The following is a 25375-nucleotide window of genomic DNA, read 5'->3' as shown; positions in this document are numbered from 1 at the left end:
GCTAGCCGCAGGCCGCGGTCTTGTAGTCGGCCGAGCGCAGGATGCCGCACAGATCGGTGCGCGAAATCTTCCACCTGCCCTCGACGTCGACGAAATGCACGATCGTGGTGCGCACGTTGGTGCCGGTGCCGTCCTTGTCCAGGCGCATGGTCGCGGTCAGCGTGCCGTCGTGGTTGTCGAACACCGGATCGACCACCCCGTAGACCGCGCGCGGATTGTCCTGCATCGCCTTGTACATGTCGGGGATGGCGTCTTTGAACGCCTCGCCGTCCTCGATCAGCGCGGTGCGCTCGCTGTCGGGCAGCGACGGATCCAGGGCGCGTTTGATCTGCGCATCCAGTTGTGCGGCGCTCGGAATGGGCGGGCGCGCGGCGCGACTGGATGCGGCGGCCTGCGAGGAGGAGCTCAGCGCGGCATAGGCCGACGAGCGCGCCGCGGCCACCGAATCCTCGTCGGGCCCACCGGCGCAGCCCGCCGCCACCGCCGCGAGCGTCGCGGACACCAGCGCGAGGCACGCTCGATGTCGTGCTGCCGTGCGGGTCCACCGTCGCAATGCCATCTACATCCTCGGAGCGTGTCGAAGTTACCGGTAGTTCTCCTACAGTCTGTCACGGCCGGCCAAGATCACCCAGCATCGCCACGACACGCGCGGAAACCGTTGCTGCCCAGCGGTTTTGCTCACATTCCGTCGATGACCGCGCCCAGGCGCCCGAGCAGGGCCCGCACGGTGGTGGGGCCGCGGTCGATGGCGGGGATGGGGGCGGCGGCGGGGATGAGGTCGCGCACCAGGGCGGTGATGCTGCGTTCGTCGTCGAGGTCGATATCGGTGACGCGGGCCTCGGCGACGGCGACCACGTCGTCGGGGCCGGGCACCGCGGTGTCGGTGTCGGAGCGGTAGATCTCGAGGGTGAGCGTCGCGCGCACGGTGCGGAAGGCATAGGGGTGACCGTCATCGGTGGTGCCGAATCCGTGCGCGAACGGACCGACGGTAATGTCTTCGACGACGAATCCAGACGTATGGTCTGTTTTCAACCGGGTCTCCCTGAATCGGCTGCGGTTCACTTCCCACGGTAACCCTCGGGACCGACACCTGAGCGCCGCGATCGGTGCCACGTCCGGGGATCGGATGGATTCTTCCGCGCCGGAACCACCCCGGTGAGCGGGCCACTTCCGCGACCATGGTCAGATGAAGAGGTACGCATGAGTGGCGGGTGAGAAGGAGTTCCAGGCATGCGCGGTCCCGACGGGAACCGGCGAAGGCGCCGGCGATGGCCGTCTGCGCTGCTCGCGGCGGGGGTGGCGATCCCGGTCCTGACCGGCTGCTCGGAGAGCGGCGGTGACGACCCGCGCCCGGCCGCCGCGCCCGCGAGCGCCGCCGTCGCCCCCGACACCGCCCGCCCGCCCGCGGGCACCGTCACCGCCGCCGGTTCCATCGCCGCGGTGCTGAGCGAACCGGCCAGCGGCCGGATCGCGCTGCTGGACCCCGACGGCCTGACCGTGCGCATCCTCGACCCGGGCGCCCCCGGCACCGCTGGGCGCGACGGTGATTCGGCGCTGCCCGCGCGCACCCTGACCCTGCCCGCCCGCGCCCACGGCTGGGCGGCGGGCGCGCCCGGCGAGCTGCTGATCGCGGCCGACCGGCAGCTGCTGCACCTGGACCTGGTCACCGCCGCGGTCTCATCGACCCCGGTCGACGGCGAGGTGCGCGCGGTGGCCCGCCGCGGCGACGGCAGCCTGGCCGCGGCCCTGGCCGACGGGCGCGCGCTGATCCTCGACGCCGACGGCCGGGTCCGTGACACCGTGACCGGGCTCAGCGGCAGCGACGCCGTGGCCGCCGCCGGTGACGCGGTCGCCGTGCTCGATCGCGACCAGACCTCCCTGACCCAGCTCGCCCTCGATCGCGACCGCCCCGGGCTGGCGCTGCGCGCGGGCCAGGGCGCGACCAACCTCGTCGCCGACCACTTCGGCCGCCTGCTCGTCACCGATACCGCCGGCGGTGCGCTGCTGGTCTACACCGCCGATCCGCTCGTGCTGCGCCAGCGCTTCCCGGTAGGCTCGTCACCCTACGCACTCGCCTACGATCAGCGATCCGACACCGTGTGGGTGACGCTGACCGGCAGCAACGAAGTCGTCGGCTACGACCTGTCGAGAGGTATACCGGAGGAAGTGGGACGCTTCGCGACGGTACGACAGCCGAATTCGGTGACGATCGATGACCGCACCGGCGAGATGTTCGTGGGGTCCGCGACCGGTGCCGGTCTGCAGCGGATCGGCGCGGACCAGAGGAAGAGAGGGCAGTGATGACTCAGGCCTCGGCGCACCGTTCGCAACGCCGGCCCGCGCTCCCGGCCAGCTGGGAGGAGACCAGCGAGGAGGGAGAATACGAATACGTGCCGCTACGGCTGCCCCCCGACGTCAACCGGGTGACAGCCTCCATGCGGCTGGCGATCCAGGCCGAATTCGGCGGCTGGGAACTGTCGCGGGTGCGCGCCTACACCGACGGCAGCCGCCGGGTGTTGCTGCGGCGGCGCAAGACCGGGCTGCCCACCCCCGGACCGGGGATGTGAGCGGGCGCATGTATCGGCTCCTGCTGCGGGTGATGTTCCTCCTGCCGCCCGAACGCATCCACCACCTCGTCTTCACCACCCTGCGGCTGGCCGCCGCCATCGCGCCGCTGCGCTGGCTGCTGAGCAAACTCACCGCCGCCGACGATCCGATCCTGCGCACCACCGCCTTCGGTGTCGAATTCCCCGCACCGCTGGGGCTGGCCGCCGGATTCGACAAGGACGCCGCGGGCGTGAACACCTGGGGGCCTTTGGGTTTCGGTTTCGCCGAGATCGGCACCGTGACCGCGCAGGCGCAGCCGGGCAACCCGGCGCCGCGGCTGTTCCGGCTGCCCGCCGACCACGCGCTGATCAACCGGATGGGATTCAACAACCACGGTGCCGCCCGCGCGGCCGACCGGTTGCGCACCCGCCGTCCCGGCGGCGTGCCGATCGGCGCCAACATCGGCAAAACCAAGATCGTTCCCGCCGAGCAGGCCGCCGCCGACTACGCCACCAGCGCCCGATTACTCGGGCCGCTGGCCGATTTCGTCGTCGTCAACGTCAGCTCCCCCAACACCCCGGGCCTGCGGGACCTGCAGGCGGTGCAATCGCTGCGGCCGCTGCTGCGCGCGGTGCTCGACAGCGTTGCCGACATAGCGACGGGCCCGGAGGAGGCAGCGGAGCGCAACCACGCAGGGCCCCGCGGCGACCGCCACCGAACACAGCTGCCGGTGCTGGTGAAGATCGCCCCCGACCTGTCCGACGACGATATCGACGCCGTGGCCGACCTGGCCGTGGAACTCGGGCTGGCGGGCATCGTGGCCACCAACACCACCATCCGCCGCGACGGCCTGGCCACCCCCGCCGACCAGGTCGCGGCCATGGGCGCGGGCGGGCTGTCGGGCCCGCCGGTGGCCGACCGGTCGCTCGAGGTGCTGCGCCGGCTCTACGCCCGCGTCGGCGACCGGCTGGTGCTGATCTCGGTCGGCGGCATCGAAACCGCCGACCAGGCCTTCGAACGCATCCTCGCCGGCGCCACCCTGCTGCAGGGCTACACCGGTTTCATCTACGGCGGCCTGCTGTGGACCCGCCGCATCCACCGCGGCCTGGCCGCCCGCCTGCGCGCCGCGGGCTACACCACCATCGCCGACGCCGTCGGCGCCTCCCACAAGGCCCGCACCTGACACCAGCACTCCCGCTCGGCAGCGCGTGCCATCGTGCACACGCTGCCGAGCCGGATGGCGCGGCGCGGGCCCGCCCGCTCACAGGTCGGTGATGCGGCGGATCGGGCCCGACAACACCGGATCGTCGTCGCAGGGCGGGTCCTCGGGCTCGCCGTCGTCGCCGCGTAGCCGGTCGAGCATGCGCCGCGCCAGCCGCACCACCGCGTCCTCGTAGCCGATGCCGAGCATCGCCGCACGCGAGACCACCAGCAGCCGCGCCGCCTCGTCGTGCACGCGCGCGGGATCGCTGAGCAACTCGTCGAGCTCCATGCCCGCCCACGCCTGCGCGCGGGTCAGCGCCTGCTCGGGCAGCCAGCTCAGCCGCCACACCGCCGTCCCGGCGTAGGCCACCCGGAAGGCGTGCTCGGGCGTCAGGTCGCTGGTCATCCGCCAGTCGGTCGCCTCGATGGTCACGACGGTCTCCTCTCGCGTGCGGTCCCCGGCGACCGATGCCCGGCGCCCGAGCCGCTACCCGCTCTATCGGCGCGGATTGCCAAATGGTTGCGAACTTTCCGATCGCAGGCCATGACCTGGCCCGCCTCATCACCGAGGCGTTTGCGACCGCACCCTCGCCGACTCCGGTGGCGCGCGACGATCGTTCCCGTCATCCCAACCTCCCCGATGCCCCGGCGCACGGTCCGCCGACGGCAGTGCGGCACTCGCCACCCCGGCCGAAACGAGCGCCGAAATGGACTGGTAATAGCCGAAATCCATGGTCGATAAACCGGCGCGCCCGAGATCCGGCGCCCCCGTCCGTGCCCCGATTCCCCGCCCGCTGCGTAAGACGCATCACATTCGTCCCGATCGGTCGATACCATGGGTGAGCCGCGTCACTCGGCAGATCTATCGGGAACAAGGGATATGACAGACATCGGTTACACACATCCGTCCGGCGCCACGGTGCACACCGCGACGCAGGCCTTCCAGCAAACCTTGACGCTGCGCCCGCATCAGGTTGCCCTGCGCACCGTGGGCGGCACCCAGCAGATCACCTGGGCCGAATACGATCGCAGAGTGCGCGCCATCGCCGCCGGCCTGGCGAAACTCGGTGTGCGCCACGGCGATACGGTCGGCATCATGTTGACCAACCGGCCGGAGTTCAACCTGGTCGACACCGCGGCCCTGCATCTGGGCGCCACGCCGTTCTCGGTGTACAACACCAGCTCGCCCGAGCAGATCGCGCACGTGTTCGGCAATGCGGGCAACAAGATAGTGATCACCGAGCAGGCGTTCTTGGGCGCGGTGCAGGGCGCAGGGGTGGCGCTCGACCACACCGTCGTCGTGGACGGCCCGGCCGCCGACACGGTGTCGTTGGCCGAGGTGGAAGCAAACCCGGCCGACGGCTTCGACTTCGACGCGGCCTGGCGAGCCGTGCAACCCGACGACCTGGCCACGCTGATCTACACCTCCGGCACCACCGGGCCCGCCAAGGGTGTGGAGATCACCCACGCCAACGTGGTCGCCCAGATCAAGTGCCTGACCAGCGGCGCGCTGCACGATGTCGGGATCGATGACCGCGCGGTGTCGTATCTGCCCGCCGCGCACGTCGCCGACCGCATCTCCGCGCACTGCATGAATCTGTTCACCGGGATCACCCTCACCTGCGTGCCCGACCCGCGCGAGATCGCCGCCGCCCTGCCCGACGCGCGGCCCACCACCTTCTTCGGGGTGCCGCGGGTGTGGCAGAAGATCAAGTCCGGCATCGACGCCAAACTGGCCACCGAGGCCAGCCCGGTGAAGAAGGCGCTGGCCACCTGGGCGATCGGGGTCGGGGTGCGGGCGGCACAGGCCCGGCTGCGCGGCAGCGGCGGCGGGCCGCTGCTCGAGGTGCAGCACAAACTGGCCGATGCGCTGGTGCTGTCGAAACTGCGCGCCGCCCTGGGCCTGGACGAGTTGCGGATCGCCTCCTCCGGCGCGGCCGCGATCCCCCCGGAAACCCTGGAATACATCCTCGGCCTGGGCTTCACCGTCTCCGAGGTGTGGGGCATGTCCGAAATCACCGGCGTGGGCACCTACACCGAACTCGACAAGCCCCGCCCCGGCTCGGTCGGGCGCGTGGTCGAGGGATGCGAGATCCGCCTGGACACCGACGGCGAACTGCTCATCCGCGGCCCCATCGTGAGCCGCGGCTACCGCGGCATGCCCGACAAGACCGCCGAGGCCCTCGACGCCGAGGGCTGGCTGCACACCGGCGACGTCGCCACCATCGACGGCGACGGCTACGTGACGATCGTGGACCGCAAGAAGGAACTGATCATCAACGAGGCCGGCAAGAACATCTCCCCCACCAATATCGAGAACGCGGTCAAGGCCGTGTCCTCGCTGGTCGGGCAGGTGGTGGCCATCGGCGACGCCAAGCCCTACATCACCGCGCTCATCGTGCTCGACCCCGACACCGCCGCCGTGCGCGCCAAGGCGCTGGGCACCCCCGACGCCGATATCGCCGCCCTGTCCACCCGCCCGGAGATCGTCGACGAGGTCCGCGCCGCCATCGAATCCGGCAACACCAAACTGTCGCGCGTCGAGCAGATCAAACGCTTCCGCATCCTGCCCCAGGCGTGGGAGCCCGGCGGCGAGGAGATCACCCCCACCCTCAAACTCAAGCGCAACCCCATCGCCGCCAAATACGCCGCCGAAATCGCCGAGCTCTACGCCGACCCGCTACCCGACGGCGTGATCAGCCTGAAATAGCCCCGGCCGACAGCACGCCGGGATCGACGGAAGACCCGATCCCGGCGTGCCCAATAGTGTGTTCCCGGCCTGGTTTTCGGCCGGGACCTACTTCTGCTCGTAGGTCGCCACGATGACCGCGCGGGCGATGGCGTGGGAGAACAGGTTGAACCCCAGGAACGCCGGGGTGGCGTCGGCGCCGATGCCCAGCGATTCCACATCCACCGCGTGCACGGCGATGAAGTAGCGGTGGTAGCCGTGGCCCGGCGGCGGGGCCGCGCCGACGAATCCGGCGAAACCGCCGTCGTTGCGCAGCGTGAGCGCACCCGCGGGCAGGCTGCCGCCGTCGCTGCCCGCACCGCTGGGCAGCGACGTGGTCGCGGCCGGGATATCGGCCACGGCCCAATGCCAGAACCCCGAGGCCGTCGGCGCATCCGGGTCGTAGACGGTGACCACGAAACTCTTGGTCTCGGCCGGGAATCCCGACCACGACAGCTGCGGCGAGATGTCCTTGCCGCCGGCGCCGAACTTCCCGCTGGCCTGATCGTTGCCGAAGGGGCGGCCGTCGGTGACATCGGAGGAGGTGAGGGTGAAGCGCGGCAGCTGCGGCAGCGCCGCGTACGGATTGTAGGAGTAGTCGGGCACGAGAAGAGCCGTCCTTTCGAATCGTCAGCTGTGCAGTAGGAAATGCTCCATGACCCTGGTGCCGAATTCCAGTGCGTCGACCGGAACCCGTTCGTCCACACCGTGGAACAGCGCCGAGAAGTCCAATTCCGGTGGCAGCCGCAGCGGTGCGAAACCGAAGCAGCGAATCCCCAAGCGGGCGAACGCCTTCGCGTCCGTACCACCGGACAGCATGTAGGGCACCGTACGCCCGTCCGGGTCGTGGGCCGTGATCGCGTCGTTCATCGCGTCGACCAGATGCCCGTCGAACGTCGTTTCATACGAGTCGAGGTTGGTGATCCACTCCCGCTCCACATCCGGGCCGATGAGCTCGTCCACCTCGCGTTCGAACGCGGCCTGGCGCCCGGGCACCACCCGGCAGTCCACCACCGCCTCGGCGGTCTGCGGAATCACGTTGGCCTTGTACCCGGCCTGCAGCATGGTCGGATTGGCGGTGTCGCGCAGGGTGGCGCCGATGATGCGCGAGATGGTGCCCAGCTTGGCCAGCTGGCCCTCGATATCGGGTCCGGTCGGGTCGAAGTCGATCCCGGTCTCCTCGCCGACCGCGGCCAGGAATTCGGCCACCGAATCCGAGATCACCAGCGGGAAGGTGTGTTTGCCCAGCCGCGCCACCGCCTCGGCGAGGATGGTGACCGCATTGTCCTCGTGCACGAACGAGCCGTGCCCGGCACGCGCCTTGGCGCGCAAGCGCATCCACGACAGCCCCTTCTCCGCGGTCTCCACCAGATACAGCCGCCGCTCGGTGCCGTCGCGGCGCGGCACGGTCAGCGAGAAACCCCCGACCTCCCCCACCGCCTCGGTGATCCCCTCGAACAGGTCGGGGCGGTTGTCCACCAGCCAGTGCGACCCCCAGCGGCCGCCGTTCTCCTCATCGGCCAGGAACGCGAACACCAGATCGCGCGGCGGCACCGTGCCCTCGATCTTGAACTGGCGGGCCACGGCCAGCATCATGCCGACCATATCCTTCATATCGATCGCGCCGCGGCCCCACACGTACCCGTCGCGCACCGCGCCGGAGAACGGGTGCACGCTCCAGTCGGCGGCCTCGGCGGGCACCACGTCCAGATGTCCGTGGATCATCAGCGCGCCGCGGCTGGGATCGGCGCCGGGCAGGCGCGCGAAGACGTTGCCGCGCCCGGGCGCGCCGGATTCGACGTATTCGGTGGTGTATCCGGCCTGGTGCAACTGGTCGGCGACCCATTGCGCGCATTCGCGTTCGCCCTTGGTGGTGGCCAGCTCGCCGGTGTTGGAGGTGTCGAAGCGGATCAGCGTGCTGACCAGCTCCACCACCTCCGACACCGCGCGCGACCCTGTTGCTTCCGTTTCTCGACCAGTTGCTGACACGTTCCCCTTCCTACCATTGCCGCACGGGTGTGCCATGTCTTGCCCGCAGCCTGCGCGCAATCACCGGCGGCCGGTCCTCAGCCGCCCACCACGATCTTGTCCGCGCCGATGCGGGCGATCCGTTCGCGGCCCCACGCGCCCAACGGTTCCAGCGCGCGATTGAGCCGGGTGCCGAGCTCGGTCAGCGAATACTCCACCCGCGGCGGCACCTCCCGGTAGACCACGCGCTCCACGATGCCGTCCTCCTCGAGCTCGCGCAGCTGCTGGATCAGCATCTTCTCCGACACCCCGGGCAGATTGCGGCGCAGCTGGCCGAACCGGCGCACTCGTGAGTTCTCGAGCTCCCACAGGATCAGCGCCTTCCACTTGCCGCCGATCACGTCCATCGCCGCATCGATGCCGCAGAAATATGGTCCGGATCTCTTCGCGCCCATCGTCGCCCTCGCTACCTGTTCACACACCTGACGGTAAGTACCTCACCGAATAGTAGGTACTTGTCGGGATGTCCGGTACGGGGGACGCTGGGTCCCGGCGCCGCAGACCGATTCGAAAACCCAAGGAGTTCAACCGCTATGGCCGATCCTCAGCACACCCCCGTCACCGTTCTCGGCCTCGGCGCCATGGGCCGCGCATTGGCCGCCGCGCTGGTGAAGGGTGGTCACCGCACGACGGTGTGGAACCGCACCCCCGGCCGCGACACCGACCTGGTCGCCGCGGGCGCCATCGGCGCACCCACCCTCGCCCGGGCGCTGTCGGGCACCGGCCCGGTGATCGCCTGCCTGCTCGGGCATCCCTCCGTGCACGAGGCCCTCGACCCCGTCGCCGAACGACTGCGCGGGCGGGCGTTGATCAACCTCACCTCCACCAGCCCCGCCGAGGCCCGCGAGCTGGCCGAGTGGGCCGCCCGCCACGGCATCGACTACCTCGACGGCGGCATCATGGCCATCCCCGACATGATCGGGCAGCCCGGTTCGTCGATCCTCTACAGCGGCAGCGAGGCGGTGTTCGCCGAGCATCGTGAGGTGTTCGAATTGTTCGGCACCGCAGAGTATTTCGGCACCGACGCGGGCCTGGCCGCGCAGTACGACTTCGCGCTGCTGGCCGGGATGTACATCATGTTCGCCGGATTCCAGCACGGCGCGGCGCTGATGCGCACCGCCGGGGTGAGCGCCCAGGACTTCGCCGCCCGGGCGGTGCCGTGGCTGCAGGCGATGGCCACCGGGCTGCCCGCGCACGCGGCGATGATCGACGGCGGCGACTACACCACCGAGGTGCAGAGCCTGGATTTCAACAAATCCGCCGTCGATGCCATCGTGCGCGCCAGCCGCGACGCGGGTGTCCCGCTGACCGTGCTGGCCCCGGTCAAGGCCCTCATCGACGCCCAGGTCGCCGACGGCCACGGCGCCCAGGCGTTCGTGCGGATCTTCGAAGGCCTGCGCGCCTGACCGGTCTGTCGCGGCGGTCAGGGGCGCCCGGCGTGGGGGATGTCGACCTCGGTGGTGAGCACGCGGCCGGTGTGGGCGGTGAACATCTCCCCCATCCGGTCCTCCCCCAGCCAGTCGGCGACCATGAGGAACAACGTGGTTCCCGCGGCGCCGCCGAGCATGCACGCGAAACAGGCGCCGTCGACCTCGAAGCGGTCCAGGACCTCCCCGCCCTCGCGCACCCGCTGCACGAACGGCGTGTTCTCCGAGACGCCGGAGGTCCAGATCGCGCCGGAGGCGTCCAGGCAGATCCCGTCACCTCCCAGCTGCGCCCACACCCGGCGCCCGCTCAGCTCGCCGTCGGGCCCGATATCGAAGGCGGTCAACCGATTCGCCCAGCTCTCGGCGACGATCAGGGTGGCGTTGTCGGGGGTGACGACCATCCCGTTGGGGAACCAGATGTCCTCGGCGACAAGGCGAACCGCCCCCGCCGGGGTCACCAGCGCGATGGTGCCCGGCCGGAACTGCTGCTCTCCGAAGGCGAACCCGATCAGCCCCACATAGGTGTTGCCGCGCCCGTCGACGACCAGGTCGTTGGGGCCCGACCCCACCTCGCTCAGCGGGGCGTGCGTGCGGTAGGAGCCGTCGGATTCCAGCCGCAGCAGATCGTGCTCGCCGGTCACCAGCATGGTCCCGTCGGGCAGCCAGTCCAAGCAGTACCCGGCGAATTTCGGGCCGCGCGCCACCACCTCGGTCTTGCCGTCGGGGTCGGCGGCGACGATCTCCTGCGCGAGCCCCCAGTTGGCGAACCACAGCCGGTCGGCGTGCCAGCGCGGGGACTCGCCGACGACGAGGTCGCTGATCAGGGTGCGGGGGCGGGTGGACATGGGCTCTCCTTCGGTGTGGCGTGCACCGAGTACACGCATCGAGAATGCCGAATCCGACACCCGGCCGCGCGGGATTCCCGATTTCCGGCCCGGCGTGACACGCATACCAGCGGTTTCAGGTGGTAGTTCCTGGGCGAGGGGCGCAGCGGGCCGTCGGCTCTAGGTCGCGCCCCGGATTCACCGTCCGGAGCAGTCACGACACAGGAGGTTCATCATGGCCCACACCATTGCTCGCACCGGCGCGTGGCGCCGGCTGTCGTTCACCGCGGCCCTGGCCGCGGCCCTGGCCGGCGGCGGCAGCGCGCTGGCCTCGGCCGAGCAACCGCTCGACCAGCAGCAAACCCTCGACGCCGCGCGCGCGGCCCTGATGGGCGCGACGGTGGAGTCGGTCGAACTCGACACCTCCGAGGGCTCCCCCAAGTGGGAGATCGATCTGCGCACCCGCGACGGCGCCGGCTACGAGGCCCACGTGGACGCGGCGACCGGCACCGTGCTGTCGATCGAGCAGGACAACGACTGACCGTCGTCTCACACCGTGACCGACAGGTCCCCGCCCGCCCGCTCGGCTCGCCGGTGCTCACTGAAGCCCGGCGGGCCGAACCGGTAACCGGCAGCGAGATCGCCGCCGCCCTGGGCGTGGGCGAGGAGACGGCCCACCAGCACGGGCCGGTGTCGCGGCGCTGATGCGGTATCAGAGGTTCTGGTAGTCCTGCACCCAGTGAAATCCCGTGCCCTGCAACGGGAGTGTGGCCGGGTCGATGCGGTCCAGCGCGATGTCCACCCGGTGCCCGTCGATCACGCCCTGCAGGTGCAGCCGGTCGGGGCCGGGCTGGGTGAAGCCGAGCCGGGCCATGCCCAGCCGGTGCGGTGCCGTCCCCGCCGCGGTGGGCAGCGCGAAGATGTCCAGGCGATGTTTGGCGGTGTCGACCTGCGCCATCGCCGTCACCATGGTGTCGTCCATCCGCTGATAGGTGAGCCTGCCCGGCGTCTCGAATACCACACGCCGCCAGCGGGTTCGATCGGTCGTCAGCGGCGGCACCTCCTGGCCGTCACGCGCGAACTGTGACACCGTCCAGATCCCGTACAGCGGCGGCCGGTCTCGCCCGCCACCGACCTGGGTCCAGGTATTCCAGCCGTGGTGCACCAGGGCGCTGAGCACCCACACGCCCACCACTACCTGTGCGGCCGTGCCGATTCGGCGCCCGCGCGCGGTCGTGAACGGGTGCGGCAGCGCGATCGGGCCCGGCGTGCGTTCGAGCACCAGCACCTCGAGCAGCCGTCCGGCCTGCGGGGCCAGCAGCACCAGGCAGATCAGCAGCAGATGGCCGGACAGAATCTTCACCGGCACATCGAAGGTCATGTTCAACACGAACACCTGCCCCAGGCTGACCAGGCTCAGCAACAGGCCCAGTACCGCCGTGCGGGGAATCAGCAGCAGGATCCCGGCCGTGAGTTCGGCACAGCCGAGCAGGATTTCATACGGCCGCGACGCCCCGACCTGATTCCACAGCACGCCCATCGGGGTGAAACTGCCGTAGGGCTGCAGCAGCGTGGTCAGCGACGGTGCGGGCATCTGCGTCGGAATCGCCTTGACCACACCGTAATACAGCATCTGCCCGGCCAGGCACAGCCGCAGCAGCAGCCAGAACCAGCCGGCCAGGCGGCGGTAGTCGCCGCGGCGGCGGTCCAGCACCGACCACACCAGCGTCGCGGCCAGCGACACCACCAGCACACAGCACACCAGCACCCAGTGGAATCGTTGATCACCGCTGACCGAATCGGTGTGCAGCACCGCCTCGGTGCCGAATACTGTGCGACCCACCCACTGCACCAGCGGCGAGAGCGGACGCACCAGCCACAGGCTGGCCTCGGCGGGCAGCAGCGAGCGCACCCACCCGGTGAAGGTGAAGGTGATCTGCGGGTCCAGCAGGCAGAACAGCCCGAAATACAGCACACAGAACCGAAACCCGACGCGTGTGACGGCATTCCACCGTGGCCGCGGCGTCGGGTCGATCTGCTCGGTGCGCGGATCTACCTGCGCCACAGCGACACCCATCACATCCCTCTCCAGGATCAACCAGCACAGCAAGGCTGCGTGGTCGCCCGACACACGCAGCCGCAGCGAAGATTTCCGTCCGCACGCGGGTGTCTCAAGACCGGGGTTCCGGTGCCCCCGACGCTGTGGTGGTCAGGCCGGTGGGCGCGGCGGGAAGTATTCGAGGGCCTCGGTGAGAGGTTTGCGGCGCAGATCGGGGACCTCACAGTCCGGTGCCGGATAGCCGATCGGGAACAGGATGTAGGGTCGTTCGGTGGCGGGACGTTCGAGGATCTCGGTGAGAAATCCCATCGGATTGGGGGTGTGGGTCAAGGTCGCCAACCCCATCGTGTGCAAGGCGGTGATGAACAACCCGCAGGCGATGCCGACGCTTTCGTTGACGTAGTAGTTCTTGCGCAGCGACCCGTCCGCGCGCGGTGTGCTCTTTTCCGCGAACACCACCACCACCCACGGCACCACCTCCAGATACGACTTGTCGGAGGTGGTTTCCAACGGCGCCAACGCTTCTCGCCACGGCTCGGGCAGCCGCCCGCCCTCGTAGTTGATCCGCTCCTCGTGCTCGGCCGCCTCCCGGATCCGATGCTTGATGTCGGCATCGGCCACCGCCACGAACTTCCACGGCTGATGATGTGCCCCCGAGGGCGCGGTATTGGCGGCGGCCACCGCGATCTCGATCATCTCCCGCGGCACCGGATCCGGGGCGAAGAACCGCACGCTGCGCCGGGAGTCGACCAACGCGTAGAACTGCCTGCCCCGTGCGATCGCCTCGGCCCGATCCAGACGGGTCGGTCGATACGGCACGAACGGGTGCGAATGGGCCCGCGGTGACGGCGTGTGCTCGGTGATCTGATCGGTCATGGCAGTCAGGGTAGCCAGCCGCCGCGGCGATCGAGGCGATGATCGGGGGCGTCAACGGCGCTGAACCCGTTGGCGTTTGAGGTGGCCGGGGTGAGGCATTACCGCAGCAATACGACAGGCTCGGCGAGGAGGTTCAGGTGTCGGGTGCAGTGTGGGCTGTGGTGATCGTGCTGGTGGTGATCGCGGTGATCGGTGTGGCCGCGGTGGCGATGCGGCCGAGTCTGCGAAGGCGGCGGCTGCGCAGCAAATTCGGGCCCGAGTACGACCGCATCATGCAGCAGAGCGAGGACCGCCGCGACGCCGAACAGGAATTGGCCCAGCGCGAACGCCGCCACGACGAGCTGAATCTGCGTGCGCTCACCGAGGAGCAGAAACACCGCTATCAGATGGAGTGGGCGCGGATGCAGGAACAGTTCGTCGACGATCCGCCGCGGGCGCTGGGCTCGGCCGACCGGCTGGTGACCGCGATCATGGCCGACCGCGGCTACCCCACCGAAAGCTACGACCAGCAGATCGCCGACCTGTCGGTGGAACACGCCCAACCGCTCAGCGGCTACCGCGTCGCCCACGATATCGCCGTGCGCGCCGCCGAGGGCAGCGCCTCCACCGAGGACATGCGCACCGCCATCGTGCACTACCGCGAACTGTTCCACGACCTGCTCGACGGCTCCACCTCGCCCAGAACCACCCACTACCAGTGAGAGACCGATGACCACCGACCACAACCCCGATCCCCCAGGCCCCGTTGCCGATTCGGAGCCGACCTACGGCGGCGCCTCCCGCACCGGCGAGCACACCCAGCAACCCACCAACCCGTCGCAACGCACCTCCCCGCCCACTCCCGACGAGGACGTCGCCCCCGACCCGGTGCGCCCCGCACAGGCCGAGTCGGTCCTCGGCGCCCCGGGCCGCGACGCCGACGCCGCGCGCACCCCCGACACCAGGTCGGCGCCGAGCCATGTGGGTGCCACCTCGGTCTCCGAGTCCACACAGGACCCGCATACTGCGCCCACGACCGACACCGAGACAGGCGCGGGCCATCCGGGCGCCGCATCGGTCCCCGTGCCCGCACCCGGCCAGGATCCCGGCACGGCACACAGCTTCGACACCGAGGCGTCCCTGCACGCCGGCGGCGTCGCCGAGGACGACGCGCCCCTGCTGGATCCGGGCGAGCTCGAGCGCCTGCGCATCCGGTGGCGCGAGGCCCAGGCCATGTTCGTCGACAACCCCCGCGAGGCCGTCGCGCGCGCCGACGAACTGGTCACCGCCACCCTCGACCAGCTGGCCGACAGCTACGCCGACCGCCGCAAGGCCCTGCAGAACCGGTGGTCGGCCGACGAGTGCGACACCGAAACCCGCCGCCGAGCCCTGCGTACCTACCGCACATTCTTCGACCACCTGCTGGGCCCGGCGCGCTGAGCCCCGCACTCAGCCGCACCCCTTCTCGCGCTTGGCACCCTGTGTAGCGGGTGCGAAGGGCAACACGGGGTGCGGCTGCTCCTGGCACTGCCAGGGTGGGTCGCCTGCGGGACCGCCCGCCTTGTGCCCGCCGCACCCGTTGTGGCTTCCTGCACCCCGTATGACCGGCCGTAGCGGGTGCGAAGAATAAGAAAGGGTGCGGTTGGTGGTGGGCTTCGGGCGACCGGTCGGTGGGCGGATAGAATTCGGGGTTCAGGGTATGCACGTCCGTCGGCCGAGGAGTGGCGGGCATGGAATGGTTGAGCGGACCCGAATACTGGCTGGCCAGGCAGATACTGGAACGCGGCATCGCGGCGCTTTATCTGATCGCTTTCCTCACGGCCGCGCGGCAATTCCGGGCGTTGATCGGTGCGCACGGCATGCTGCCGGTGCCGCGATTTCTGGCCGCGCGCTCGTTCGCCGAGGCGCCGAGCATCTTTCATCTGCACTATTCGGATCGGTTCTTCGCCGTCGTGTCCTGGTGCGGTGCGGCATTGTCGGCGGCGCTGGTCGCCGGGGCTGCCGACCGGATGCCGCTGTGGGCGGCGATGCTGGCGTGGGCGCTGCTGTGGGTGGGATATCTGTCGATCGTCAACGTCGGGCAGCGGTGGTATTCCTTCGGCTGGGAATCGCTGCTGCTGGAAGCCGGATTTCTCGCCATATTCCTCGGCAACGACAGCATCGCGCCACCGCTGTTGATCCTGTGGCTGGTGCGCTGGCTGGTGTTCCGGGTGGAATTCGGCGCCGGACTGATCAAACTGCGCGGCGACCCGTGCTGGCGGGATCTGACCTGCCTGTACTACCACCACGAAACCCAGCCGATGCCGGGACCGTTGAGCTGGTTTTTCCACCATCTGCCCAAACCGCTGCATCGCATCGAGGTGGCCGCCAATCATGTTGCCCAACTCGCCGTCCCGTTCGGGCTGTTCGCGCCGCAACCGATCGCGAGCATCGCCGCGGCGATCCTGATCGTCACCCAACTGTGGCTGGTGCTGTCGGGCAATTTCGCCTGGCTCAACTGGATCACCATCGTGCTGGCCGCCGGTGCGATCGACCAGTCCTCGGCCGCGGCGGTGCTGCCGGTGCCCGACCCGCCCGCCCTGGCGGCGCCGCCGGCCTGGTTCGCGGGCACGGTCATCGCGGTCACGGCGCTGGTGGTGGCGCTGAGCTACTGGCCGGTGCGCAACCTGGCCTCGGCGCAGCAGCGCATGAACAGCTCCTTCAACCCCTACCACCTGGTCAACACCTACGGCGCCTTCGGCACCGTCGGGCGCACCCGCTACGAGGTGATCATCGAAGGCACCGACGACACGCAGCTCACCGAGCAGACGGTGTGGAAGGAATACGAATTCAAAGGCAAACCCGGCGCCCTGCACCGGCTACCACGCCAATGGGCGCCCTACCATCTGCGCCTGGACTGGCTGATGTGGTTCGCCGCCATCTCCCCGCAGTACGCGCGGACCTGGCTGGGCCCGTTTCTGCTGCGGCTGCTGCAGAACGACAAGGACACCCTGCGCCTGCTGCGCCACAACCCGTTCCCCGACGCCCCGCCGCACTACCTGCGCGCCCAGCTCTACCGCTACCGCTTCACCACCGCCCAGGAACTGCGGCGCACCCACGCCTGGTGGCACCGCACCCTCGTCGGCGACTACGTCCCGCCCCTGGCCCTGGGAAAAGCGGGCACGGAAATCGGGTGATCACCGCGGGCGCAGACATCGGGTGATCAGCGCGGGCACGGAGATCGGGTGATCATCGCTGAAAGATGCTGTCGCGCAGCGCCGGTGGCAGCCCGGCCACCAGTTGGGTCACATACCGCTGCACCTGCCCGACCCGCAGCTCCGGCGGCAGCGTCTGCCACACGTGGCGGATCAGCGCGCACGCCTGCTCCAGCTCACCCTGCCGCTGCAGCAGCGCCGCCAGATCCAGATCCAGCAGCGAGCGTCCCACGTGGTCCTTGTCGGCCATCGGCAACTCCAGCACCCGCCCGCGCATCTCCTCGGCCGTGCGCCGATCCCCCAGCGCCATCAACGCATGCGACTGATGCCAGCGCAGGATGTATTCCGAGGTGCCCAGGTTGTCGTCGGTGGTGGCCGTGGCCGGCAGCACCGCGAACAACCGCTCGGCCGCGGTGAGCGCGCCCACCGCCTCGCGCCGATGCCCGATGCGGGCCTGAATGTCGGCCTCGGCCAGCAATCCGAACACGCACGCCGACCGCGCCCCGGCGGTCTGGGCCGAATGCGCGGCGGCCAGCCCCTGATCCAGCGCATGCCGGTAACACTCGTGCCCGTGCGCCCAATGCCCGCGCAGCCACGCCTCCACCGCGGTGTCACCGGCCTGCCGGGCGGCGCGGCGCGCCTTGGAAAACCACATGAACGTGTCGTGGATATCGGCGACATCGTTGAGCCGGAATGCGATCAGGCCCGCGAGAATGGCCTCCACCCGCAACAGCCGCTGATGCAATTCGTCGGAATGGTCGGCCAGCATCACATGCTGAATCTGGGCCAGATCGCGCATGCGCGCCGGAATGTATTCCGAGGGCGGCTGCACATACACCAGATATCCGCACAATTCGACGCTTTCCTCCAGCGCCCGCACGGTCTTCCAGATGTCACCCGTGCGCGGGCCCGCGGGCAGGAGCCGAAAGCCGTTGTGCGCGACGGCGTTCGGTGGGCAATCCTCGGCGGTGTAGTCATGGCCGAAGCCCAGCCGGTCCGGCCGGGTCCGATACAGTCGGCACAATGCGTCGAGGAATTGGTAGGACGGCATGTCCAGACCGGTCTCCCAACGAGACACGCTCTGATGCGACAGGCCCTGGCACGACGATCCGGCGTCGACGATCAGCTGTTGTAACCGCTGGGCGACCTCGACGAGGGTGAAACCGTGCGCAATGCGATGAGCTCGAAGTAATGAAGCTCCGCAGTGCGCGCGGATCGCTTGCACCGCCTCCCATGTCGTCCCCCCGGAGGCCTCGATATCGCGCACGATCCGGCGCGCGCATGCGATGCTGTGTGGGCTGTTCACAACATCTCCAAGTGGCGTCGTCGTTCCGGCCGGTTCCCGACCGGAATTTCGCTGGTCGGACGAGCATGGGGCTCTGCGTCGTCCGTGTTTCACACTAGTCCCGGATCGCCTGGTTGCGTTCGCAATCCGAGCGGTTCTGCGCGCGCCGCGTGCAAGATTGCATCCGGTGTGGCTCGCGCGGCCGTGCCGGTTCCAGGCTGAGGGACATGAGAAGAATCGTCCTCGCCGGCAGAGCTCCGGCACATGAACAATATCAACAGCGTTGCGGCCATGGGCCGTTCGCGATTCATCTGGTGCAGGTGATGTCCACCGTGGCCACCGTGATCACCGGCTTCGCGGCGTTCATCGCATGCGCATCGGCGATGAACATCCTGACCGTCTCGGTGCTGGCGGCCGCGTGCGTGTTCGCGGGATGGCTGGCGCGCGAGCGGCATACCCGCCACCGCGAGCATCGCGAGGATCGCAGTGTGGTCGTCGATGAGGGGCGGCTGCGGCGGATCCTGGCGCGCAGGTATCCCTTCTAGTACTGGATCGCGGTCGGTGACCACGGCGAATCGCGGCTGAAAACCCATATAGTTCATACCGGTTGGAATTTCCCAGCCGGTAACTGGCGACTGTGGGTACGCTGGCGGTATCAACAGCACGGCAATCGTACGTGGGAGCAAGATCACCGACCTGCGAGGTGTCGCGGCTCTGGTGCTACTGACCGCGTCGTTTGCCATGTTGACGGTGTTCACTCGTTATCTCGATCATGGCTTCACCATCGCCCAGCAGGTGTATCTGCGCACCGCGGTGGCGTTTGTGCTCGCGGTGATCCTGTTCGGTCGCCGCATCCGCTGGCGCGTCGTCGCGCATGCCGGGGCGCGCGAGTGGGGTGTCATCGTGGTGCGCACCGTGCTGCTGTATGTGATCGGCACGGTGCTGTTCGCGAAGGCGGCGACGATGACCTCGGTCGCCAACGTCTCGTTCATCGCCGCACTGCCTTTGGCCTCGGCGCTGGGGTTGCTGCTGTGCCGGGTACGCGCCACCGTCGCCCGCGTCGGGTTCGTGACCGGGTCGGCGCTCGGAGTCGCCATCCTGTCCGGGTTCCGGCCCGGTCCCGGCGGTTCGTGGCTGGACTGGAACGAGGGGGATCTGCTCGCGCTGGTGGCGATGGTGGCCATGGCGTGGAGCTATCTGGGCCGCGAATGGCATTGCGGCACTTTGAACAATCAGGAGATCAGCGCGCTGACCCTCGGTGTCGGCACGGTGGGCACGGTACTGATCTCCCTGGCGCAGGGCCAGGGGCTGCCGCAACTGGCCACGCCCATCGCGCCGGTGCTGCTGTGGGGTGCGGTCGCGGTGGCCGGGGCGCTCAGCGTCGCGAACGTCTTTCTCATCAACTACGGGTTCGAGCGCGTCGACCCGGTGCTCGCGGGCAACCTGCTCACCGTCGAATGCGTGTGGGGACTGCTGTTCGGGCTGGCGTTCTTTCAGCAGGTGCCGACGGTCAACGGCATCGTCGGTGGCGCGCTGATCGTCGCGTGCGCGATCGGGCTCAATGCCGCGGAGAAACGGACCCCCGCCGAGAAACGCACCCGCCCCGCCGAACGCCGCCGCCGCGACGAACACGCCGGTGCCGAAAAGATCACGGCCGCGACCGAACCGAGATCAACCGCTGCCGCGCGCCGCCAACGGCTCACCCCCATCGAGGGGTCCTCGGTGTCGATACCGCACGAATCGCGCGACAAGGACGACCGCGCGATCGCCTGATCCGGCGCACCGGCACCCCGCTCGTTGTGAGCGAGGTCATCTTCCCGCAACCCCACCGCTACTACTAGGGTGTGTAGTAGAGAGATCCGTCTCGGATCGGCCGGTGACGGTTCAGGCCTGCACAGGAGCTTGCTGAATGACCGATCACCCGGCCTCCCCGGCTGCCACGTCGACCCGCGGGAGGGGTGGCGCCGCGGCGTGCGCGGCCCTCGCCGGGGCGCTGCTCGTGGTGGCGGTCACCGCCGCGCTCGGCCACCAGCCCTACGACCAGCAGGGTCTGCCCTATCCCGGATTCGCGGCCGCGCTCACCTATGCCCTGCTGCGGTTGATCGCCGCGCTGGCCGGAGCCTTCACCGTCGGCCCCCTTATGTATGCGCTGTTCTGCACCGTGCCCACCGCCCAGGGCCGCATCGACGTCGACGGATACACCGGGGTACGCATCGCCGAACGGGCGGCGCTGGTGTGGCTGGCGGCCGCGCTGGCGCTGATCCCGGTGTCGGCGGCCGATTCGGCGGGCATGTCGGTGACCCGGGCGCTGCGGGTGGGGGCGGTCGGCCCGCTGATCGGTGCCGCGGAGAAACCCAAGACCTGGATCGTGGTGACGCTGGCGGTGCTGATCGTGGCGGTGCTGGTGCGCGTGGCGTTGTCGTGGAACAGCCTGTTCGGGCTGGCCGCGGTCGGTGCGGTCGCGATCGTCGCGCCCGCGGTCACCGGCAACGCCGGCGAGGGCCCCAACCACGACTACGCCACCGGCGCGGTGATCCCGTTCGTGCTGGCCCTCGCGCCGCTGGCCGGGCTCAGCTGGTGCGTGGCCGCACACTGTCGGCGCACCACCGATCCGGTCGCGCTCGCCACGGTGCTGCGCCGCTACCGGATCATCGTCGCGCTGGCGGTGGCGGTGCTGATTCCCACCGTGGCCATCCTCGTCGCGATCCTCACACCGCCCTCGACCTTCGGCGGCGTGTACGGCTGGCTCGGCGCCGGTGCGGCGCTGGTGCTGGCCGGGCACGCGGTGCTGGCGTGGGCGCTCGGCCGCATACCCGCGCGGACGCGGCGCGGGCTGCTGGTGGGGGCGGTGGCGAGCGAAATCGTCTGGCTGGCACTGTCGGTGGCGATGGCGGTGCAGCCGGCACCGGCGTTCGCGCGCCGCACCTTCACCGCCCAGCAGGTGTTCCTCGGCTTCGATCTGCCGCAGCCGCCGGACGTGTGGCGGTTGGTGACGCTGTGGCGCTTCGATGTGGTGCTCGGGTCGGCCGCGATCGCCGCGGCGTTGCTGTATGCGGCCGGGGTGCTGCGGTTGCGCCGCCGCGGCGACGACTGGTCGCGGTGGCGGACCCTGTCGTGGCTGGCCGGGTGCCTGGCGCTGCTGCTGGTGACCTCGTCGGGGGTCGGCGCCTACAGCTATGGCATGTTCAGCGCGCATATGGGCGTCCACATGGCGTTGAACATGTTCATTCCGGTGCTGCTGGTGCTGGGCGGCCCGGTGACCCTGCTGCTGCGGGCGGTCTCCCCCGCCGGTCGCGGCCGCCCGCCCGGGCCGCGGGAATGGGCGCAGTCGCTGATGCATTCACGGTTCACCCGCATTCTCAGCAATCCCATTGTGGCGCTGGCCGTTTTCGTGATCTCGCTCTACGGGCTGTATTTCACCCCGCTGTTCGATCAACTGATCCGCTTCCACTGGGGCCACCTGCTGATGAACGTGCACTTCCTCATCACCGGCTACCTGTATTACTGGGCGATCATCGGCATCGACCCGGGCCCGCGGCGCCTGCCGCATCTGGGCCGGCTCGGAATGCTGTTCGCGATCATGCCCTTCCACGCCTTCTTCGGCGTCGCGGTCATGTCGATGGAAACCCTCGTCGGCGGCGACTACTACCCGCAGCTGCAACTGGGCTGGATGCACGATCTGTTCTCCGACCAGAAGGTCGGCGGCAGCCTCGCCTGGATCTCCGGGGAAATCCCGGTCCTGCTGGTGGTCGGCGCCCTGCTGTCGCAGTGGGCCCGCCAGGACCGCCGCGTCGCTGCCCGCAGCGACCGTCACCAGGACACCTACCCCGACGACGACGAACTGACCGCCTACAACGCCATGCTCGCCGAACTGGGCCGCAGCCGCCGCTGACGGATCAGGCCTCGAGGAGCCGCCAGGTGGTGAGGGCCAGCCTGGCCCGGATCAGGCCGGCGGGCTCGGTGAGGTCGAGGCCCAAGGTTTTTCCGAGATGGTCCAAGCGGCGGGCGACGCTGCTGTGGTGCAGGTGGAGGATCTCGGCGGCGCGGCGCAGGGAGCCGGTGGTGCAGTAGGCGTCCAGAGTGTCGAGATCCTCTGGGTCGGCGGCGATTCGGGCGATCCCGCCGACATCGGCGTTGTCGCGCGCCGCGTCTCGGGGCACGTGGGCCAGCAGCGCCAACGCACCCAGGTTGTCGTAGTGGACGATCGGCTGGTGCGCGGTGGTGAAGCGCAGGGCCGTGCGGGCCTGGCGCCAGGAACGGCCGGGGTTGTCGGCGGCGCCGATACCTGCGTGGACACCGGCCGGAAATCGGTCCGCGTCCACGGTGGTCGCCAGGATGACGCCCACATCGGCGACCGGTGCCGCTTTCACCGGACGGTTCGGGCAGATCAGCGCGCCGATCCGGTCCAGCGCCGGCTGCGAGCGGACCGCGACGACGCGCACCGGCAGATCGGCGGCGAAACCCAGCAGCCGCAGCGCCCGCTCCCTGGCCGCGTCGTCGCCCTCGGCGCTGATCACCAGTTCCACCAGGGCCGGGTCGGCCATCGTGGTGCGGGCCGGGCCGTAGCGCTCCACGACCGCCGCGACGGCGATGGCGAGCCGATCCAGCAGCACGTCGTCCAGCGAGCGCACCGGACCGGTCCGCTCCAGCCACACCGTGCCGATCTCCTCGTCGTCGAGGGTGATCGGCGCCGTGGTGGACGCGGCACTCGGCGCCGCGGAGGCCTGCTCGCCGTCGGGTGCGCGACGAATCGCCTGCCCGTTGCCGTGCAGCCGAATCCCGGCCACACACTCGGCCAGCCCCGCCGAAGCGCGAGCCAGCGCCGCAAGATCCACCCGCCGCCGCATCAACGTGTCATAGAACATCACAACCCGAAGTGCCCCTTCGGCTTCCGAATCCAACTGCGACAGCCGCAGGACCAATGCCTCCACGCCAGAAGAATATGCGGCGCTGGTCGCCTATCCCCGGAACTCGCGCAGGCGCAAGCTGTTCCACACCACGAAGAACGACGAGAACGCCATCGCCGCGCCCGCGATGAGGGGGTTGAGCAGGCCCGCGACCGCGATCGGGATGGCGGCGACGTTGTAGCCGAAGGCCCAGACCATGTTGCCGCGGATGGTGCGCAGGGTGGCGTGGGCGAGGTCGACGGCGTCGGGGACCGCGGCCAGGTCGTCGCGGACCAGGATGATGTCGGCGGCGCCGATGGCCACGTCGGTGCCGCGGCCGATGGCCAGGCCGAGGTCCGCGGCGACCAGGGCGGGGCCGTCGTTGATGCCGTCGCCGACCATGGCCACGCGGTGGCCCTGGCTCTGCAGCTGCCGCACGAGGTCGACCTTGCCTTCGGGCAGCACCTCCGCGATCACCTCGTCGATGCCGACCTCGTCGGCGATGGTCTGCGCGGCGCGGGCATTGTCGCCGGTCAGCAGCAGGATGCGCAGGCCCAGCCGGTGCAGGCGCGCCACCGCGTCGGCGGCGCTGGGACGCACGGTGTCGGCGACGGCGAACACCGCGACCGCCCGCCCGTCCACGCAGAACAACACCGCGGTGCGGCCGTGGCGTTGTTCGCGCGCCAGCGCCCGGCGCAGCTCCTCGGGCACCTCGACGCGTTCGGACTCGATCAGCACCGACCGCCCGATCAGCGCCGCATGCCCGTCGACGGTGCCGCGGGCCCCGAGCCCGGGCAGCGCCGCGAAATCGGTCACCGCGGGCAACTCGGCCCCGTCGCGGCGGGCGTAACCGGTGATCGCGGCCGCGACGGCATGTTCGGAACCGGACTCCAAACCCCCTGCCAGCCGCACGATCTCGGCCTCGTCCACGCCGGGGGCCGGATGCACGCCCACCACCGTCATGCTGCCCTCGGTGAGGGTTCCGGTCTTGTCGAACACCACCGTGTCGATGCTGCGGCTGGTTTCGAGCGCCTGCTGTCCCTTGATGAAGATGCCCAACTGCGCGCCCCGCCCCGCGGCCACCATCAACGCCGCCGGTGTCGCCAGCCCGAGCGCACACGGGCACGCGATCACCAGCACCGCCAGCGCCGCACCCACCGCCTTGTCCAGTCCCGCACCGGAGAACAGCCAGCCGCCCAGCGTCACCGCGGCGATGCCGAGCACCACCGGCACGAACACCCCGGCGATGCGGTCGGCCAGCCGCTGCAGCGACGCCTTACCGGCCTGCGCCTCCTCCACCAGCCGGATCATCGCCGCCAGCCGGGTGTCGGCGCCCACCGCGCCCGCCTCCACGATCAGCCGCCCGGTCAGCGAGATCGTGCCACCGGTCACGGCCATACCCGGCCCGACCTCCACCGGCACCGACTCCCCGGTCATGGCGCTGGCATCGACACTGGAATGCCCCTCGGTCACCAGGCCATCGGTGGCGATGGTCTCCCCGGGCCGCACCAGAAACCGCCGCCCCTCGGTGAGTTCCTCGACGGGAACGGTGATTTCGCGTCCGTCGCTCGAGAACACCGTGACATCCTTGGCGCCCAGTGCGGCCAGCGCCCGCAGCGCACCACCGGCGCGCCGGCGCGCCTTGGCCTCGAAATAGCGGCCCGCCAGCACGAAAACCGTGACACCACCGGCCACTTCGAGATAGATCGAATCCGCGCCCAGGATCGCCGACCACACTCCGTGCCCCTCGCGCGTCGGCGCGGGCCGGGCGAACAGGCTGATCACCGACCACACCGTGGCCGCGGTGATCCCGATGGACACCAGCGTTTCCATGCTGGTCGCGCCCGTGCGCAGCCCCGCCAGGGCCTTACGGTGCAGCGGCGCCGCCGACCACACCACGATCGGCAACGCCAGCGCCAGCAGAATCGCCTGCCAGCCCGGGATTCTCGTGCTCGGCACGGTGGCGAACATGATCGACAGATCCGCCAGCGGGAAAAACAGCAGCAGCGCCACCACCAGCCGCCGGAACAGATCCGCGGCGAGGCGATCCTCGGGCCCGGTGTCGACGACCGTGGCCGACCCCCGCAACGGGGACGCCCCGAATCCGGCCGCGATCACCGTCTCGCACAACCGCTCCGGATCGGTGTCCGGCGGCGCGTCGACGGTGGCGACGCCGGTGGCGAAGTTCACGCTCGCGGTCACCCCGTCGAGACGGTTGAGTTTGCGTTCCACCCGCGACGAGCAGGCCGCGCAGCTCATGCCGGTCACCGCCAGGCGCACCCGCACCCGGTCGTCGGTGGAATTGTCCAGTGTGGCAACAGATTCAGTCATGGCTCTCG

24 protein-coding genes are annotated in these 25375 nt (G+C 69.8%); 12 read left to right on the top strand and 12 right to left on the bottom strand.

The annotated features are described in order from the left end of the window. Nucleotide 1: 1 nt before the first annotated feature. Together IU452_RS07600 and IU452_RS07595 are read right to left on the bottom strand one after the other, a co-directional pair. Nucleotides 2-559, bottom strand: a complete 558-nt coding sequence (locus IU452_RS07600) for a hypothetical protein (RefSeq protein WP_195108158.1) — start codon at nucleotides 557-559, stop codon at nucleotides 2-4. 119 nt (nucleotides 560-678) lie between these two features. Beyond that, entirely contained in the window at nucleotides 679-1032 is a 354-nt protein-coding gene (locus IU452_RS07595; RefSeq protein ID WP_195108157.1) for a hypothetical protein, read from the bottom strand. Nucleotides 1033-1230: 198 nt separating this feature from the next. Here IU452_RS07595 and IU452_RS07590 point away from each other — a divergent pair, with 198 nt between their 5' ends. Genes IU452_RS07590 through IU452_RS07580 form a run of 3 tightly spaced genes read left to right on the top strand, consistent with a single transcriptional unit; the run spans nucleotide 1231 to nucleotide 3730 of the window. Further along, a complete protein-coding gene (locus IU452_RS07590) occupies nucleotides 1231-2301 on the top strand; it encodes a YncE family protein (protein WP_195108156.1) in 1071 nt (356 codons plus the stop codon). Further along, entirely contained in the window at nucleotides 2301-2567 is a 267-nt protein-coding gene (locus IU452_RS07585) for a DUF5703 family protein (protein WP_195108155.1), read from the top strand. The genes IU452_RS07590 and IU452_RS07585 overlap by 1 nt, the downstream gene beginning before the upstream one ends. A gap of 8 nt (nucleotides 2568-2575) precedes the next feature. After that, nucleotides 2576-3730 carry a quinone-dependent dihydroorotate dehydrogenase gene (locus tag IU452_RS07580; RefSeq protein ID WP_195108313.1) on the top strand — a complete coding sequence of 385 codons (1155 nt, stop codon included), beginning with the start codon at nucleotides 2576-2578 and terminating at the stop codon, nucleotides 3728-3730. Between the two features lie 78 nt (nucleotides 3731-3808). Here the strand turns inward: IU452_RS07580 and IU452_RS07575 are convergent, their stop codons facing one another. Further along, nucleotides 3809-4183, bottom strand: a complete 375-nt coding sequence (locus tag IU452_RS07575) for a hypothetical protein (protein ID WP_195108154.1) — start codon at nucleotides 4181-4183, stop codon at nucleotides 3809-3811. A gap of 447 nt (nucleotides 4184-4630) precedes the next feature. Between IU452_RS07575 and IU452_RS07570 the strand changes: the two genes are divergently transcribed. Continuing rightward, complete coding sequence (locus IU452_RS07570; protein ID WP_195108153.1) at nucleotides 4631-6460, top strand: AMP-dependent synthetase/ligase; 1830 nt, start codon at nucleotides 4631-4633, stop codon at nucleotides 6458-6460. A gap of 87 nt (nucleotides 6461-6547) precedes the next feature. Here the strand turns inward: IU452_RS07570 and IU452_RS07565 are convergent, their stop codons facing one another. Genes IU452_RS07565 through IU452_RS07555 form a run of 3 tightly spaced genes read right to left on the bottom strand, consistent with a single transcriptional unit; the run spans nucleotide 6548 to nucleotide 8901 of the window. Beyond that, nucleotides 6548-7084, bottom strand: coding sequence for a YbhB/YbcL family Raf kinase inhibitor-like protein (locus IU452_RS07565; RefSeq protein WP_195108152.1), 537 nt, complete (start codon nucleotides 7082-7084; stop codon nucleotides 6548-6550). Between the two features lie 24 nt (nucleotides 7085-7108). Beyond that, on the bottom strand, nucleotides 7109-8503 hold the full coding sequence (locus tag IU452_RS07560) for a M20/M25/M40 family metallo-hydrolase (RefSeq protein WP_228816722.1): 1395 nt from the start codon (nucleotides 8501-8503) through the stop codon (nucleotides 7109-7111). A gap of 41 nt (nucleotides 8504-8544) precedes the next feature. Next, a complete protein-coding gene (locus tag IU452_RS07555) occupies nucleotides 8545-8901 on the bottom strand; it encodes a winged helix-turn-helix transcriptional regulator (protein ID WP_195108150.1) in 357 nt (118 codons plus the stop codon). Between the two features lie 138 nt (nucleotides 8902-9039). On the opposite strand from IU452_RS07555, the gene IU452_RS07550 reads away from it, so the two are divergent. After that, nucleotides 9040-9912: an NAD(P)-dependent oxidoreductase gene (locus IU452_RS07550; protein WP_195108149.1), complete on the top strand. Its 873-nt coding sequence runs from the start codon at nucleotides 9040-9042 to the stop codon at nucleotides 9910-9912. 17 nt (nucleotides 9913-9929) lie between these two features. On the opposite strand, the gene IU452_RS07545 is transcribed toward IU452_RS07550, so the two are convergent. After that, nucleotides 9930-10778 (bottom strand): SMP-30/gluconolactonase/LRE family protein, encoded by an 849-nt coding sequence (locus tag IU452_RS07545; protein WP_195108148.1) that lies wholly within the window; start codon nucleotides 10776-10778, stop codon nucleotides 9930-9932. A gap of 214 nt (nucleotides 10779-10992) precedes the next feature. Here IU452_RS07545 and IU452_RS07540 point away from each other — a divergent pair, with 214 nt between their 5' ends. After that, nucleotides 10993-11298, top strand: coding sequence for a PepSY domain-containing protein (locus IU452_RS07540; RefSeq protein ID WP_195108147.1), 306 nt, complete (start codon nucleotides 10993-10995; stop codon nucleotides 11296-11298). 171 nt (nucleotides 11299-11469) lie between these two features. On the opposite strand, the gene IU452_RS07535 is transcribed toward IU452_RS07540, so the two are convergent. Continuing rightward, nucleotides 11470-12834 (bottom strand): DoxX family protein, encoded by a 1365-nt coding sequence (locus IU452_RS07535; RefSeq protein WP_228816720.1) that lies wholly within the window; start codon nucleotides 12832-12834, stop codon nucleotides 11470-11472. 132 nt (nucleotides 12835-12966) lie between these two features. Next, nucleotides 12967-13692 (bottom strand): nitroreductase family protein, encoded by a 726-nt coding sequence (locus IU452_RS07530; RefSeq protein WP_195108146.1) that lies wholly within the window; start codon nucleotides 13690-13692, stop codon nucleotides 12967-12969. Between the two features lie 137 nt (nucleotides 13693-13829). Here IU452_RS07530 and IU452_RS07525 point away from each other — a divergent pair, with 137 nt between their 5' ends. The 3 genes from IU452_RS07525 to IU452_RS07515 all read left to right on the top strand — a co-directional run bounded on the left by IU452_RS07525 (nucleotide 13830) and on the right by IU452_RS07515 (nucleotide 16847). Further along, nucleotides 13830-14393, top strand: coding sequence for a hypothetical protein (locus tag IU452_RS07525; protein ID WP_324192486.1), 564 nt, complete (start codon nucleotides 13830-13832; stop codon nucleotides 14391-14393). A gap of 7 nt (nucleotides 14394-14400) precedes the next feature. Continuing rightward, nucleotides 14401-15111: a hypothetical protein gene (locus IU452_RS07520; protein ID WP_195108145.1), complete on the top strand. Its 711-nt coding sequence runs from the start codon at nucleotides 14401-14403 to the stop codon at nucleotides 15109-15111. 290 nt (nucleotides 15112-15401) lie between these two features. Further along, complete coding sequence (locus IU452_RS07515; protein ID WP_195108144.1) at nucleotides 15402-16847, top strand: lipase maturation factor family protein; 1446 nt, start codon at nucleotides 15402-15404, stop codon at nucleotides 16845-16847. A 52-nt stretch (nucleotides 16848-16899) separates the two neighbouring features. Here IU452_RS07515 and IU452_RS07510 read toward each other — a convergent pair whose 3' ends face one another. Beyond that, nucleotides 16900-18171, bottom strand: coding sequence for a helix-turn-helix domain-containing protein (locus IU452_RS07510; protein ID WP_195108143.1), 1272 nt, complete (start codon nucleotides 18169-18171; stop codon nucleotides 16900-16902). A gap of 311 nt (nucleotides 18172-18482) precedes the next feature. On the opposite strand from IU452_RS07510, the gene IU452_RS07505 reads away from it, so the two are divergent. The 3 genes from IU452_RS07505 to IU452_RS07495 all read left to right on the top strand — a co-directional run bounded on the left by IU452_RS07505 (nucleotide 18483) and on the right by IU452_RS07495 (nucleotide 22042). After that, nucleotides 18483-18695 (top strand): hypothetical protein, encoded by a 213-nt coding sequence (locus IU452_RS07505; RefSeq protein ID WP_195108142.1) that lies wholly within the window; start codon nucleotides 18483-18485, stop codon nucleotides 18693-18695. Between the two features lie 205 nt (nucleotides 18696-18900). Next, complete coding sequence (locus IU452_RS37970) at nucleotides 18901-19923, top strand: DMT family transporter (RefSeq protein ID WP_195108141.1); 1023 nt, start codon at nucleotides 18901-18903, stop codon at nucleotides 19921-19923. A 136-nt stretch (nucleotides 19924-20059) separates the two neighbouring features. Continuing rightward, complete coding sequence (locus IU452_RS07495; protein WP_195108140.1) at nucleotides 20060-22042, top strand: cytochrome c oxidase assembly protein; 1983 nt, start codon at nucleotides 20060-20062, stop codon at nucleotides 22040-22042. Nucleotides 22043-22046: 4 nt separating this feature from the next. Here the strand turns inward: IU452_RS07495 and IU452_RS07490 are convergent, their stop codons facing one another. Further along, nucleotides 22047-23081 (bottom strand): PucR family transcriptional regulator, encoded by a 1035-nt coding sequence (locus IU452_RS07490; RefSeq protein WP_195108139.1) that lies wholly within the window; start codon nucleotides 23079-23081, stop codon nucleotides 22047-22049. 27 nt (nucleotides 23082-23108) lie between these two features. Beyond that, the gene (locus IU452_RS07485) at nucleotides 23109-25367 is read right to left on the bottom strand and encodes a heavy metal translocating P-type ATPase (RefSeq protein WP_195108138.1); all 2259 of its coding nucleotides are present in this window, start codon (nucleotides 25365-25367) and stop codon (nucleotides 23109-23111) included. Nucleotides 25368-25375 lie beyond the last annotated feature (8 nt).

The organism is Nocardia transvalensis, from assembly GCF_015477765.1.
Lineage (GTDB): Bacteria > Actinomycetota > Actinomycetes > Mycobacteriales > Mycobacteriaceae > Nocardia > Nocardia transvalensis_A.
The sequence above is the reverse complement of the archived record's forward strand: the minus strand, read 5'-3'. Positions and strand labels throughout refer to the sequence as shown.

Coding starts and splice junctions, on each gene's coding strand:
- IU452_RS07600 (WP_195108158.1), bottom strand. CDS start 559: ATGGCATTGCGACGGTGGACCCGCACGGCAGCACGACATCGAGCGTGC.
- IU452_RS07590 (WP_195108156.1), top strand. CDS start 1,231: ATGCGCGGTCCCGACGGGAACCGGCGAAGGCGCCGGCGATGGCCGTCT.
- IU452_RS07585 (WP_195108155.1), top strand. CDS start 2,301: ATGACTCAGGCCTCGGCGCACCGTTCGCAACGCCGGCCCGCGCTCCCG.
- IU452_RS07580 (WP_195108313.1), top strand. CDS start 2,576: ATGTATCGGCTCCTGCTGCGGGTGATGTTCCTCCTGCCGCCCGAACGC.
- IU452_RS07570 (WP_195108153.1), top strand. CDS start 4,631: ATGACAGACATCGGTTACACACATCCGTCCGGCGCCACGGTGCACACC.
- IU452_RS07560 (WP_228816722.1), bottom strand. CDS start 8,503: ATGGCACACCCGTGCGGCAATGGTAGGAAGGGGAACGTGTCAGCAACT.
- IU452_RS07555 (WP_195108150.1), bottom strand. CDS start 8,901: ATGGGCGCGAAGAGATCCGGACCATATTTCTGCGGCATCGATGCGGCG.
- IU452_RS07550 (WP_195108149.1), top strand. CDS start 9,040: ATGGCCGATCCTCAGCACACCCCCGTCACCGTTCTCGGCCTCGGCGCC.
- IU452_RS07545 (WP_195108148.1), bottom strand. CDS start 10,778: ATGTCCACCCGCCCCCGCACCCTGATCAGCGACCTCGTCGTCGGCGAG.
- IU452_RS07540 (WP_195108147.1), top strand. CDS start 10,993: ATGGCCCACACCATTGCTCGCACCGGCGCGTGGCGCCGGCTGTCGTTC.
- IU452_RS07535 (WP_228816720.1), bottom strand. CDS start 12,834: ATGGGTGTCGCTGTGGCGCAGGTAGATCCGCGCACCGAGCAGATCGAC.
- IU452_RS07530 (WP_195108146.1), bottom strand. CDS start 13,692: ATGACCGATCAGATCACCGAGCACACGCCGTCACCGCGGGCCCATTCG.
- IU452_RS07520 (WP_195108145.1), top strand. CDS start 14,401: ATGACCACCGACCACAACCCCGATCCCCCAGGCCCCGTTGCCGATTCG.
- IU452_RS07515 (WP_195108144.1), top strand. CDS start 15,402: ATGGAATGGTTGAGCGGACCCGAATACTGGCTGGCCAGGCAGATACTG.
- IU452_RS07495 (WP_195108140.1), top strand. CDS start 20,060: ATGACCGATCACCCGGCCTCCCCGGCTGCCACGTCGACCCGCGGGAGG.
- IU452_RS07485 (WP_195108138.1), bottom strand. CDS start 25,367: ATGACTGAATCTGTTGCCACACTGGACAATTCCACCGACGACCGGGTG.